Source organism: Flavobacterium sp. KH_001 (assembly GCF_057840745.1).
In genome coordinates this window covers 2,695,780-2,709,510 of record NZ_CM174520.1, presented here as the reverse complement: position 1 = coordinate 2,709,510, position 13,731 = coordinate 2,695,780, and the positions used below count along the sequence as shown (strand labels likewise).

Annotated in this window: 14 protein-coding genes; 9 read left to right on the top strand and 5 right to left on the bottom strand. The window is 32.8% G+C overall.

Annotated elements, in window-relative coordinates; all coding sequences use genetic code 11:
* Positions 1–73: 73 nt before the first annotated feature.
* From AC3ITQ_RS11720 to AC3ITQ_RS11695, 6 genes are all read left to right on the top strand, one after another.
* A complete protein-coding gene (locus tag AC3ITQ_RS11720) occupies positions 74–568 on the top strand; it encodes a DUF4348 domain-containing protein (protein ID WP_489234434.1) in 495 nt (164 codons plus the stop codon).
* 6 nt (positions 569–574) lie between these two features.
* Complete coding sequence (locus tag AC3ITQ_RS11715) at positions 575–1,138, top strand: hypothetical protein (protein WP_489234433.1); 564 nt, start codon at positions 575–577, stop codon at positions 1,136–1,138.
* 9 nt (positions 1,139–1,147) lie between these two features.
* The gene (locus AC3ITQ_RS11710; RefSeq protein WP_489234432.1) at positions 1,148–2,347 is read left to right on the top strand and encodes a hypothetical protein; all 1,200 of its coding nucleotides are present in this window, start codon (positions 1,148–1,150) and stop codon (positions 2,345–2,347) included.
* A gap of 157 nt (positions 2,348–2,504) precedes the next feature.
* Complete coding sequence (locus AC3ITQ_RS11705) at positions 2,505–3,389, top strand: L,D-transpeptidase (RefSeq protein ID WP_489234431.1); 885 nt, start codon at positions 2,505–2,507, stop codon at positions 3,387–3,389.
* A 95-nt stretch (positions 3,390–3,484) separates the two neighbouring features.
* The gene (locus AC3ITQ_RS11700; RefSeq protein WP_489234430.1) at positions 3,485–3,781 is read left to right on the top strand and encodes a helix-hairpin-helix domain-containing protein; all 297 of its coding nucleotides are present in this window, start codon (positions 3,485–3,487) and stop codon (positions 3,779–3,781) included.
* A gap of 101 nt (positions 3,782–3,882) precedes the next feature.
* Positions 3,883–4,713: a hypothetical protein gene (locus AC3ITQ_RS11695; RefSeq protein ID WP_489234429.1), complete on the top strand. Its 831-nt coding sequence runs from the start codon at positions 3,883–3,885 to the stop codon at positions 4,711–4,713.
* A 61-nt stretch (positions 4,714–4,774) separates the two neighbouring features.
* Here AC3ITQ_RS11695 and guaB read toward each other — a convergent pair whose 3' ends face one another.
* The 4 genes from guaB to AC3ITQ_RS11675 all read right to left on the bottom strand — a co-directional run bounded on the left by guaB (position 4,775) and on the right by AC3ITQ_RS11675 (position 9,676).
* On the bottom strand, positions 4,775–6,247 hold the full coding sequence (gene guaB / locus AC3ITQ_RS11690) for an IMP dehydrogenase (RefSeq protein ID WP_026981854.1): 1,473 nt from the start codon (positions 6,245–6,247) through the stop codon (positions 4,775–4,777).
* Positions 6,248–6,792: 545 nt separating this feature from the next.
* Positions 6,793–8,115 carry a DUF5723 family protein gene (locus AC3ITQ_RS11685; RefSeq protein ID WP_489234428.1) on the bottom strand — a complete coding sequence of 441 codons (1,323 nt, stop codon included), beginning with the start codon at positions 8,113–8,115 and terminating at the stop codon, positions 6,793–6,795.
* Between the two features lie 65 nt (positions 8,116–8,180).
* A complete protein-coding gene (locus AC3ITQ_RS11680) occupies positions 8,181–8,732 on the bottom strand; it encodes a hypothetical protein (RefSeq protein ID WP_489234427.1) in 552 nt (183 codons plus the stop codon).
* 77 nt (positions 8,733–8,809) lie between these two features.
* Positions 8,810–9,676 carry a hydroxymethylglutaryl-CoA lyase gene (locus AC3ITQ_RS11675; RefSeq protein WP_375033357.1) on the bottom strand — a complete coding sequence of 289 codons (867 nt, stop codon included), beginning with the start codon at positions 9,674–9,676 and terminating at the stop codon, positions 8,810–8,812.
* Positions 9,677–9,888: 212 nt separating this feature from the next.
* Here AC3ITQ_RS11675 and AC3ITQ_RS11670 point away from each other — a divergent pair, with 212 nt between their 5' ends.
* Positions 9,889–10,503, top strand: a complete 615-nt coding sequence (locus AC3ITQ_RS11670; RefSeq protein ID WP_489234426.1) for a SatD family protein — start codon at positions 9,889–9,891, stop codon at positions 10,501–10,503.
* Positions 10,500–11,216 (top strand): DUF3307 domain-containing protein, encoded by a 717-nt coding sequence (locus tag AC3ITQ_RS11665; protein ID WP_489234425.1) that lies wholly within the window; start codon positions 10,500–10,502, stop codon positions 11,214–11,216. The genes AC3ITQ_RS11670 and AC3ITQ_RS11665 overlap by 4 nt, the downstream gene beginning before the upstream one ends.
* On the opposite strand, the gene AC3ITQ_RS11660 is transcribed toward AC3ITQ_RS11665, so the two are convergent.
* On the bottom strand, positions 11,202–12,236 hold the full coding sequence (locus AC3ITQ_RS11660) for a quinone-dependent dihydroorotate dehydrogenase (protein WP_489234424.1): 1,035 nt from the start codon (positions 12,234–12,236) through the stop codon (positions 11,202–11,204). The genes AC3ITQ_RS11665 and AC3ITQ_RS11660 overlap by 15 nt on opposite strands.
* Before the next feature lie 200 nt (positions 12,237–12,436).
* On the opposite strand from AC3ITQ_RS11660, the gene AC3ITQ_RS11655 reads away from it, so the two are divergent.
* A complete protein-coding gene (locus AC3ITQ_RS11655) occupies positions 12,437–13,657 on the top strand; it encodes an OprO/OprP family phosphate-selective porin (protein WP_489234423.1) in 1,221 nt (406 codons plus the stop codon).
* Positions 13,658–13,731 lie beyond the last annotated feature (74 nt).

Below are 13,731 nucleotides of genomic sequence, written 5' to 3'. Positions count from 1 at the left end.
AGGATTGACTTAAAGTTTTTATAAGTATATTAGTTCAAAAAAAAACTACATCAAGAACTTTATCTAATTTGTTATGAATCAAAAATCGATTGGACTACTTTTCCTTATTTCATTTCTTTTTTTCAATTGCAAAAATGAAATTGTGAAACCGGAAGTTTTAAAACAAGAGAGCAAAAAGACTGAAAAACAAATTCCAATGGTTACTGACGAAAACTTTGAAGCATTTTTAGCTAAATTTAATCGTGATTCGGTTTTTCAAATTAGCCGAGTAAAATTCCCTTTAAAAGTAAAGGAAATTGACTTGGAATCTATGGTAGAATTAGATGAAAACAAGTCCGAATTTAAAGAGCGAACTATCTTAAAATCTGATTACACAAAACTAGATTTCACCTATCCAAAAGATGCTTTGACTCGTGAATTAGATCGCTATACACAAAAGATAAAAATCAAAAAAAACATAACGGTTGTAGAAATCAGAGGTGTTGATAATGGAATATATTCAGATTTCTATTTTGAAAAAATTGGTGGCAAATGGTTTTTAGAAACATGGAAAGAGCAATCAACTTAAAGTTTTATGAAAAATCAAATTAAAATCTGGCAAGAATTTTCAAAAGAAACTGGCGGTACTTTTAAAGAAGGTTATTCCTGGCGATCAGATTCAACTGAAATTGAATACAAAAAATGGAAAATAACTTTTGATAATTTTACGGTTTGGTCAGGAAAATACAGCAGCCAAACCACAAGAATTATTGTCCCACTTAACATAATAAACAACTTTAGATTCGAAATATATCGCGAAGGATTTATTCAAAAAATAGAGAAAATATTTGGGGGACAAGATGTAAAAATTGGCTATCCGGAATTTGACAAAGCATTTACAATTAAAAGTAATAATGAATTTAAAATAAAAACATTATTACGAAATAAAGAAATTAGAAATCTTATTGAATCTCAAAACGAAATTAATCTCCAAATTTCAGATCAAAAAGGAATATGGGAGGAAAAGCTTCCCGAAAACGAATATGAATTAGCCTACTTTATGGATGGTGAAATTCGTAGTGTAGATACTTTAAAATCATTGCTTCACCTTTTTAAATTGCTTTTAGATCAATTACATCAAATAAATTCCAATAATTAATTCAAACTGATGCAAAAATCAATAATCCTTTTTTTACTTATTCTTTCTATAAAATTATACTCCCAAGAAAAAAAAGAAACTTTCCTTTTTTCAGAAGACATAACGACCAATTTTGAAAACGACAAAACGTTACCACGATATCAAGTTGCCTCTGTTAATTTTTCACAAAGTGGCTATTACAAACTAGCTTTGGAAACATGGGATAAACAATTTAATACCGTTCCTTCTGAAAAGAAAAGCATTACAAAAGAAGACAGTTTATATTTCGAATCTTTTAAAGCAGTTAATGCAAAAAAATATATTATTGATCGTTCGAAAAACGAACAAATCATTCTTATAAATGAAGCACATAATAATTCCAGACATAGAGTTTTTACAACATCCTTACTCCAAGATTTATATAATAACGGATATCGGTTTCTTGGATTAGAGGCATTATGGGAAAATTTGGATGGAAAAGAATTTGCTACTTTACAAGATGGATTTTACATTAAAGAACCTCAATTTGGCAATTTAATAAAGGAAGCAAAAGAAATTGGATTTACAGTATTTCAATATGAATCAACTTCAAAAGTAAGAGATGGAGGAAAAACCAGAGAGATTGAGCAAGCTGAAAACATTGTTAAAATGATGAAAGAAAATCCAAATTCTAAATTCTTAATTCATTGTGGATACGAACACATCATAGAAGGTACTCCTGGAATAAAAACTTGGGAAAAAGCAATGGCTGGCAGAATTATAGAAATGACAGGAATAAATCCTTTTACAATTGATCAGACGTATTATTCTGAAAAAGGAAATACAAATTTAAATTCTCCTTACATTGAAATGGTAAATCTCGATTACCCTACTATTATGATAAATAATGAAAATAAAGCTTTTAGTGGAGATAGAGAAAACACTAAAAATATAGACTGTGCTATTATCCACCCAATCACAAAATACAAAAACAACAGACCTGATTGGCTGAATCTTTCAAAAGAAAGAAAAACAATTAAAATTGAAAATTCTAAAATCAAGGAATACCCTGCATTAATCTTAGCCTATCGAATTAATGAATTTGAAAAAAATGGTATTCCCGCAGATATAATTGAACTTACCAATGATAGTGAAAAATCAAACCTAATCCTGAAAAAAGGAGAATATAAAATCGTAGTTAAAAACAAAAATTACCAAATAATAAATGAATTTACACAGACTGTAAAATAGTAATTACTATAAAAACATGTATGCTGTTTTAATAAGGATCGAACTATAAGAAAAGATAAATTTGCAAGGATGATAATCAAATAAACTATTCAGCAAATTGTGTAATTAATTTGGACGATTAATAAAATAACTTTACATCATATAAAAAACCAGTTTTATGAAAAAGTTATATTACACATCCAATGTTTTGTTCCTGCTTGTTTTAGTTTTGTTAGGTTCTTGTGAACAAAAGAAGACTATAAGACAAAGTGAAACAAAAATTCGCAAAACCGTTGAATACAAAAAACCAGAATCAACTGTTGCTTTTAAATTTGAAAAAACAAAACAATGGCTTGATTCCATCAAAGGTGATTCAACCAAACTTTATATTGCTTACGCTATAAATAGAACGGATAAAGCAAATATTGCCAAAATGGATTCGGTTGTTATTCCGAATGATTTTAGTGGCGATTTGGTTTACTATTTACCATTTCCAATACACGTATCAGCTTTAGAAGAGGTTTCTAAAGTTTTGATTTTCTCCTATCCTACACAGACTTTTGCCGCTTATGAAAACGGCGAACTCGTTTATACCGGACCAACCAATATGGGAAGAAAAAAAGACCCAACACCAACCGGATTGTTTTTCACCAACTGGAAAGCTGAAAAAACAACAAGTACTTTTAATGACGAGTGGGATTTAAAATGGAATTTTAATATCGAAAATAAACTGGGAGTTGGTTTTCACCAATATGAATTACCCGGCTATCCAGCTTCGCATTCTTGTCTGCGTTTATTAGAAAAAGATGCAAAATACCTTTATAAATGGGCAGACGAATGGGTTTTGAAAGACAGTGAAAATGTAAAAGTTAAAGGAACACCTGTAATCGTTTTTGGAAGCTATAATTTTGACGGACCTAAACCATGGCTGGAATTAGTAAAAGATCCAGAAGCATTAAATATCTCAGAGTCGGAAATTGAAACCCAGGTTCAACCTTTTGTTCAAAAGATTTTAGAAAATCAGAAAATTAGAGAAACAGAAAAGCAAACTGCTGCTCTTTAGAATATTATATTTTATATAAAAACAGCTGATGCAATTTTAAAATATTGCATCAGCTGTTTTTTTTAGGTAATTTTATATTACAATCTAAAACAAAAATGATCTCCTCTTCTAAAAATAACAGAACTTGTAAAAAAGGGCATCACTATTTTAAAACGAGCGATTGCCCTACTTGTCCAATTTGCGAACAGGAGCGTAAACCACAATCGGAGGTTTTATCTGTATTGTCAGCCCCGGCAAGACGAGCTTTAGAAAATAAAGGAATCGAAACTGTACAGGATTTATCAAAATATTCAAAAAAAGAAATCATATCATTACACGGAATTGGACCAAGCTCAATTCCAAAACTATTGGAAGAATTGAAAAAGCATAGCCTAAACTTTCGAGAAGATTAAACTTCAAAATGTATTTTTTTTTACTTCTGGTCACTTTTATTTTCCTATTTTCGTCTCTCTTAAAACATCTAAAAACCAAAATAGTTTTTAAGATTAAAACCATGAAGAATATACTCCTACTTTTTCTTATTTTATTTCCTGTTTTTAATTACGGACAATCAAATCAAATTTTAGATTTCAAACCTGGTTACTCTCTTGAAACTATTTATCGTCAAGCAACATCTAATTCTTCAGATTATGAAGTTGTGTATTCTGGAAACGAAAAATTTTTAGAAAATTTAAAGCAAAATGGAATAGTAAACCCAACGAAAATAAAAAATAGCTTTAATTTAGAAACACTTTCTAAAACGGGTAAAACTGATAAAAGCGGCAACTTTCCGATAACAATTGAGTACTTAAAATCTATTGATGCAAATGGAAAAACTATAATTCCAAACGGTACGTTGTTGTATGGTAAAACTTCATCTTCTACTATGCCTGAAATGGATTCTATCGTCTCAAAAGGCATGGAAGAAAGTTTTAAAAATATCATTTTCCAAACCGTCAAAAGCACATTTTCACAGTTGGTTATGCCGCAGAAAAAACTAAAAATAGGTGAATCTTTTATTCAGGAAAGCCCTTTAACATTACCCATTGCAGGTATTAATATTGAAATGCAAATTACCACAACATACCGTTTGAAAAGCATGAATTCAAAAAATGCATTCTTTGATATAACACAAACTTATACTATGAAAATGTCGGACAGTAGATTTGAAACAAATGGAGCCGGAATAGGAAAAGGGGATTTAATTTATGATATTCCAAATCATTTTATTACCGGAAATACTTTAGTAATGGATTTTAATCTTGATCTAAAAAGTACCGATTTTACTTTACAATTAAAATCAAAAAGTGATTTTAAACAAACCTCTGAAATCTCGAAAAACTAATAAAAAAAGGCATAAGATTCAAACTCTTATGCCTTTTGTTTTATAATAAAAAAACTAAAAATTATCTTGAATAATTTGGAGCTTCTTTTGTTATAGTTACATTGTGTGGGTGACTTTCCGTAATTCCGCTTGACGTGATTCTAACAAAACGTCCTGTTTCCTGCAAAGTTGGAATATCTTTTGAACCACAGTATCCCATTCCGGCACGAAGACCACCAATGAATTGAAGCATACTTTCGTTTAATTCTCCTTTGTAAGGAACACGACCTACAATTCCTTCCGGAACTAATTTTTTAACGTCGTCTTCAACATCCTGGAAATAACGGTCTTTTGAACCTGTTTGCATGGCTTCAACAGAACCCATTCCACGGTATGATTTGAATTTTCTTCCTTCAAAAATGATAGTTTCACCTGGAGATTCTTTTGTTCCTGCTAATAATGAACCTAACATTACACAGTCAGCACCGGCAGCGATTGCTTTAGGAATATCTCCTGTGTAACGAATTCCACCATCAGCAATAACAGGAACTCCAGTTCCTTTAATCGCTGCAGCAACTTCTAAAACTGCTGAGAATTGAGGAAAACCAACACCAGCAACAATACGGGTTGTACAGATAGAACCAGGTCCGATTCCAACTTTAACACCGTCAGCACCATTCGCTACTAAATATTTAGCTGCTTCAGGAGTTGCGATGTTTCCAACAATTACATCTATTTGTGGGAATTTTGATTTTACTTCTTTTAATGTATTTACAACACCTTCAGTATGACCGTGAGCAGTATCGATAATAATAGCATCAACACCGGCAGCAACTAGTGCAGCAGCTCTTTCAACAGCATCACCAGTAACTCCAATAGCAGCAGCAACTCTTAAACGTCCGTAAACGTCTTTGTTTGCGATTGGTTTTTGAGTCAATTTTGTGATATCTCTGAAAGTAATTAAACCAACCAATTCATTTTTAGCATTTACAACTGGTAGTTTCTCAATTTTGTGACCTTGTAAAACTACTTCTGCTTGTTCTAATGAAGTTCCTTCGGCAACAGTAACTAAGTTAGTACTTGTCATTACCTCAGCAATTGGTCTTGCACCGTTTTTTTCGAAACGTAAGTCACGATTAGTAACGATACCTTTAAGGATTTTGTTTTCGTCAACGATTGGAATACCGCCAATTCCGAATTCTTTCATTGCATTTTTTGCATCTGCAATTGTCGAAGTCATTGGTAATGTTACCGGATCGATAATCATACCAGATTCTGCACGTTTTACTTTTCTTACCTTCGCAGCTTGTTGCTCGATGGTCATGTTTTTATGTAAAACACCAATTCCGCCTTCCTGCGCCATAGCGATTGCCATTGCACTCTCCGTAACGGTATCCATAGCAGCTGATACTATAGGAACGTTTAGTGTTATATTTCTTGAAAATTTTGATTTGATACTCACTTCGCGAGGAAGCACATTCGAGTAGTTAGGTACTAATAATACATCATCGTAAGTTAAACCTTCGCCGATGATCTTGGAGTTGTGTGCTATCATGTTGCAATTTCTAGTTGAATTGCGTGCAAATATAGTGAATAAATTGGAAACAAGAATACTAACTTATTCTTATTTTTTTTTGAACCATATAAGTTCATAGAAGTGATATAAGTTTTTGCGCATAATTCATATCGGCATCTTTTTTTAAATCATATAAGAAATAGGGCTTCCTGGATATTTTTTTTTACCATATAAATTCATAGAAGTTATATAATTTTTTTGTTTTATTTTTTTTAAAAACCATATAAGTTCATAGCAGTGATATAAGTTTTTACGCATAATTCATATCGGCATCTTTTTTTAAATCATATAAGAAATAGGGCTTCCTGGATGTTTTTTTTACCATATAAATTCATAGAAGTTATATAAATTTTTTGTCTTATTTTTTTTAAAACCATACAAGTTCATAGCAGTGATATAAGTTTTAGCACATAATTTAATCTGCGTTTTTAAATCATATAAGAAATGATTTCTCTTATTCTATATGATCGCTATCTTATCATGCAACAAAATAAAATGAACTTATATTACTTATATGGTAAAAATTATTCAGGGACAATAAAATTGATTCCGAATTGAAACGCCAGGCTATTCGCCTTCGAGACATCTCGATATTCCAGAACATTGTCGACGAGAGCATAAATATTGACTTTTCCAATCGTTCCGGAAAGTCCTAAACCAATGTTTTTACTTGAATAAGAATCCAGTGTATAAGTGGCCTTAAAATCTAATTTTTCGAAAATGCTTCTTCTATAAAAAGCTGTAAATGCTATAAAAGGCTCATTTGGCATTGTCATAGCAAACATTTGTCCTCCAATTGCATTGACATATCTTCTTTTATCGGATGGCTTGCAATTGCACTCCTCATCTGATCTGGATTCTCCAAAGGAATACTGAACAGAAGAATACAATTTGGTTGGGCGCCAGGTAGTGTATTTGTTGTAAAGTGTATCACGTGGAATAGCTTTTTCGAAATCATCAAAAACATCTTCAGGATCATTTGTAAATTCAAAAATAGGATTTGCACCCTCGTATCTGTAATTTCCTTTGTAGGTTATAGTTTCAATATCTTTGGATTGATTTACAAATCCGAGGTCGATAATACTTGCTGTAAACTGTAGATTTTCTCTGAAGTAATATGTAAATCCTACATCAAGCCCCAAACCTAAACTACCATTAAAAAAGGTGTTATGCGCAATATCTTTAGCAACATTTCCTTCATATTCATCTTTGGTAAATTTGGCAATTCCAGAAGTTTTAAGTTCCAGATTTGACGAGATTACCTGTGTATAAAGATTTGGCGTTCCCGGAATTTGAGTTGTATAAATAAACCCGGAATTTCGTGTAGAGGTAGCATTGGCACCACTTGAATACAACTTGGCACGACCTCCTAAAACAAATTTTTCATTTAGTTTTTTATGAAAACCAACATGAAGAACAGAAAGCACTTCGGCCCTTACATTGATATCTGCCAAATTAAATGATTTTCCAACATAATCTTTATTTCCGTATAAGGCAAATATGGCAGGATCCTTTGGAACGTACATCAAAAAATCAAATTCCTGATAGGCTCCAAATGAAATATAAGACTGACTATCTTCTCCTCCAACTCTAAATCCTCCTGAAAATAATTCTAGTTGTTCATTGACCTGAGCTTTGTCTTTGTTTGATGAGTTGTTTACAATATTTCGGACTTTATCATTAAAATCGACCCCGTTATTGGCAAATAAATCATAAGCCGAAAAACTGCTTGAACCAAGATTTGCAGAAATACCAGATAAAACAGGAATACCAAAATAGTATTTATACGAAACATCTGCACCTGGATTGACCAATGATGATTGTGGAATCGATGTAAAATTATACAAGAGCTGTCTGTTTTGACTAAAACAAACAAACTGTAGAGACAGCATTAAAATTAAGCACGCTTTTCTCATTCGATCACCATATAAACGTTTGCACTTGAGCGAAATTTCAAATTTCCAGCACTGTTTTCGTCTAATGGCGGCCCAGACTGCATTCCGATAATAAATTTCAATTTAACAGTCTGCTTTAAAAGCTCCAATCTTTCATTTTCGTACACTTCTGTCGGAAATTTGATAACATTAGAACCTCCTGAATAAGCGGGAACCGAATAAGGATTGGTTTCAAGTACTTGATCATTAGCATCTAAAAGCTGCATCTCGATTCTAAAAGCTCTGACTATAGTATTATCAATCTCAAAATCAAATTCTGTTTTTACTAAATTATCTCTAAAAAACTCATCCTTAAAAGCATCAAAACCCTGAACATCAGATACCACTTGAGGTGATCCATCATTTACCAATTGAGTTGCCGGAACGCTAAAATAAGCCAGATTAGCTACAAAAACAGGTTCCAGTTTAAGATCGTTGGCCTGATCAAAATCTAAATCACTTGAGCACGAAAAAAACAGGAATGCAAAAACTAAAATTTTAGGAATTCTATTTAGGATGTTTGCTTTCATAACTACTCTATTAGATAGTCAGTAATAACACTGGTTTGCAAATGATTATTACATATAAATAATAAATGTACTACTTTTTAATGAAATTTCCCGAACAATTTTGATGCTTCATTATAAGCACTTTCAAAACTTAAGGAATTTAGACCGGTTGTCTTTTTATTTGCCGTAAAATAAGAGATCAGTTTTTCCGTAGGCATATTTCCAGTCAGTTTATCGGTTGCCATTGGACAGCCACCAAATCCCTGAATCGCTCCGTCAAAACGTGTACAGCCTGCTTTTGAAGCGGCATCTATTTTTTCGAACCAACTATCTGGTGTTGTGTGTAAATGAGCCCCAAATTCTATCTGAGGGTATTTTGGAATTAAATTAGAAAAAAGATAAGTAATCACTTCTGGCGTAGAACTTCCGACAGTATCTGAAAGTGATAAAATTTTTACACCCATTTTTGAAAGTTTCTCGGTCCACTCGCCTACTATTTCAACATTCCAGGGATCTCCATACGGATTTCCAAACCCCATTGAAAGATAGGTTACGACTTCTTTATTTTTTTTATCGGCTATTTCAAGAATTTCTTCCAGTGTAATTAATGATTCAGCAATCGTTTTATGGGTGTTTCGCATCTGGAAATTCTCTGAGATAGAAAAAGGAAATCCCAAATACTGAATAGCTTCATGTTCTGAAGCTGCTGCCGCTCCTTGTGTATTGGCAATTATCGCCAGTAATTTGCTTGTAGTTTGAGAAAGATCGAGCTGCGCCAAAACCTCAGCAGTATCCTGCATTTGCGGAATTGCTTTTGGAGAAACAAAACTTCCAAAATCAATGGTATCAAAGCCTACTCGAAGCAACGACTGTATGTACGAAACCTTATTTTTTGTCGGAATAAAAGTTTTGATACCTTGCATGGCATCTCGCGGACATTCGATAATCTTGATTTCTTTATTCAAAGCTTATTCTTTTGTGAAGGCTAAGTTAGCTTCTTTTTTAAAGAAATAAAAGTTATAATTTTCATTAATTGAAATATTACTCAATATTGTAATAAATAAAATTATTACACAAAAACGTAATAAATACAAATATTACACAAAAAGGTAATAATTAAAAATATTCCCTATATTTGTAATATAAAACTTTATTTATTTTTAATTATATTTGAATTATGACTAGTGTAATTACAGGAGATATAATTGATTCAAGAAAACAAAAATCAAAAGACTGGGTCGAAGGGTTGAAAAAAATCCTATCTCCGTTTGGCAAAACACCAAGCCAATGGGAAGTCTATCGGGGAGATGAATTTCAAATTGAAATACAAAATCCTGAAGAAGCCTTATTGGCTACTATTTTAATAAAAGCACATTTACGATCTATAAAATTAGATGCGCGAATGAGCATTGGTTTTGGAAATAAAACACATAATGCCGAAAAAATATCCGAAAGCAATGGATCTGCTTTTATACATTCAGGAGAACTTTTTGAAACTTTAAAAAAACAAAAAGTAACTTTAGCAATGCGAACTGGCGACACTAATCTGGACGAAAAAATGAATTTGATGTTACAGCTGGCTTTGACCTTTATGGACACCTGGCTGGCACAATCTGCAGAATTTGTTGCTGCCGCTATAGAAAATCCTGACTTGTCTCAGGAAGAACTAGGACAAAAACTAGGCATTAATCAAGCCGCCGTGAGCCGCAGACAAAAACGTGCTCAATTTGATTTGGTTATGAATTTAGATCGTTATTTTAGAACACAAATAAAACAACTTACAGCCCCATGATGTTATTTATAAAACTACTATTAGCACATTTATTAGGCGATTTTATCTGGCAGCCTAATTCATGGGTAGCCGATAAAGAAATTAAAAAACATAAAAGTGTTTTCTTATACCTTCATATATTGATTCACGGTCTGTTGGCAGCAATTTTGGTCTGGGAAATTGACTTTATTCCTTATGCCGTTTTAATAGCCGTTACACACGGAATTATTGATCTCATCAAATTAAATTTTCAGCAGCCAAAAACAAAACGCAGCTGGTTTATTGCCGACCAGATTGCGCATGTTTTAATTTTAATTGGGATTGTACTTCTGTATGAAAACAAAGGCATTATTAATTTTTGGCAGGATAATGAGTTTTGGATTTTATTGACCGGAATCTTATTTGTTACCAAACCTTCCTCTATTATCATCAAAACCATCATATCGATTTGGAGTCCCGAAAATGAAAATACCCACGCAGATAATTCACTTGCCAATGCAGGAAATTACATTGGCATTTTAGAAAGATTATTTGTGTTTTGCTTTATCCTTACCGGGCATTTTGAAGCGATCGGTTTTTTATTGGCTGCTAAATCTATTTTTAGGTTTGGAGATCTAAAAGAAGCCAAAGACCGCAAACTAACCGAGTATGTCTTAATTGGTACTTTGATTAGTTTTGGAATTGCTATAATTTCCGGACTTGTTGTCCAGGCATTGATTTTACAATCCTTTTAAAACCTTTTTATTGATTGCTTTAATTAAAGCCGGCCCTTCATAAATAAAACCTGTATACAATTGTACTAAGCTTGCACCTGCATTTAGTTTCTCAATTGCATCATCGGCAGAATGAATTCCTCCTACTCCAATAATCGGGAATGCTTTATTGCTTTTTTCAGAAAGAAAACGAATCACTTCGGTAGAGCGTTTTGTTAATGGTTTTCCTGACAAACCTCCTATTTCAGATTGATTTTGAGACTGTAAACCCTCTCTTGAAATAGTTGTATTTGTTGCAATTACACCTGCAATTTGGGTTGTTTTTACAATATCAATAATATCCAGCAATTGCTCGTCTGTTAAGTCCGGAGCAATTTTTAAAAGAATTGGTTTTATTTTTTGAGTGCTTGTTTTTTGCTTTTCTACATTTCTATTTTGAAGTGTTTGCAATAAAGCCGTAAGCGGTTCTTTATCCTGTAAAGCTCTTAAGTTTGGTGTATTTGGCGAACTTACATTCACTACAAAATAATCAACATGATCAAACAAAGCATCAAAACAAATGATATAATCATCAACAGCATTTTCGTTTGGAGTCACTTTGTTTTTTCCGATGTTTCCACCGATCAAAACACCTGAATTCCTTTTCAAACGTTCTACAGCTTCCAGAACTCCTCCGTTATTAAACCCCATTCGGTTAATAATCGCCTGATCTTCTTTTAAACGAAACAAACGTTTTTTTGGATTTCCTTCCTGACCAACCGGAGTTACAGTTCCGATTTCAATAAAACCAAAACCAAAGTTTGAAAGCTCTTTGTATAATTTGGCATCTTTATCAAATCCCGCAGCCAATCCAACCGGATTTTTAAATTTGATTCCGAAAACTTCACGCTCTAAACGACTGTCTTTTACTTCGTATATTGATTTTATAATTGATGAAACTCCGGGAATTTTTGAAATGAATTTAACAAATGAAAAGGTAAAATAATGTACTTCTTCTGGATCAAAACAAAAAAGTATCGGGCGAATTATCAATTTATACATAAGAATAGTTGTGTGTGTTTTCGGGTGCAAATTTAATTATTATAGTTTAAAAAGGTACTCTTTTACAAAAACAAATTATAAGATGTTGCAAATTATAAAATGAAACAAAGTCAGGCCCTCCAACAGACTTATTAAAGCGCTTTATTAATTAATTTTGACTCACTTAAGAAAATTCTTAACTAATTGTATTTGATTAAAATATGTATAAAGCCAGCATACTAATTCATATTTTCAGAAATACCCTACTAGGTTTAATAGTGCTATTAGGCTTAAATGGATGGTCTCAGGAAATAAAAGATACAACCAAACTGGTCAATGTACGATACGGAGACAAAGGAATAGAATTAAGAACAAAAGACAATAAATTCCTTTTTCAATTACAAAGCCGTTTACAATTTCGATTTTCGACACCAAACGATCAGGATCCTTTAACCTACGATGATTACAGTCAGGATAAAGAAACAACTTTTAAAATCAATAGGGCAAGATTAAAAGTAGGTGGTCATGCTTTTGAACCCTGGCTGAAATATTATTGGGAATACGAGCTTAGTCAATCAAATCTCCTAGATTTTAGAATCATGGTTGAAAAATGGGAATGGCTAAGTTTTAAAGTCGGACAATGGAAGGTTGAATATACTCGTGAACGTTTTATAAGCAGCGGTGAACAACAAACTGTTGATAGATCTCTAATCAATCGGCCTTTTACAGCAGACAGACAGATGGGAGTCGAAGTATACGGACATCTTAAAGGGGGCGGCATAGCCGATTTCAATTATTGGGCAGCAGCCTTAACCGGAACCGGACGAGGAAACACCTCAAACGACGATAATAATCTTATGTATTTTGGAAGAGCACAATGGAACTTTTTAGGACGTTTTCTGGATTTTGAAGGAAGTGATTTAGAATTTCACGAAAAACCAACGCCAATAATCGCCTTTTCAGGATTAACAAACCGAAGTCCTTATACCCGTTTTTCGCAATCAGGAGGAGGTTCTTTAGAAGGTTACGAAAATGGCTTACCGGGTCAATACAGAGTTAATCAATGGAATCTCGAAAGCGCTTTTATGTATCGTGGCTTTTCCTGGCAAAGCGAATGGCACACTAAAGAGATTATAGACAAATTAAACAATAATGAAGTCACTACTTTGAAAGGTTATTACGTTCAGGCTGGCTATTTCTTTCATAATGCCTTTGACTGGTGGCCAAAACATTTAGAAATGGCCGGAAGACATGCCGCCTATCGTCCTGACAATTCGATAAGACAAAATTTACAAGATGAAACAACTATTGCTTTTAACTGGTTTTTTAAAGGACATAAAAACAAACTGACTTCTGAAGTCTCCTATTTCAGCTTTCAGGATAAAACCTTGCCTTTAGAGGCTGGATGGCGTTTCAGAATACAATGGGATATTTCATTATAATAGTAAAAAAGCATTACCCAAAATCGGTATAACATTGTAATCAACAATTTAGACAATAAAAACAAAAATGATTT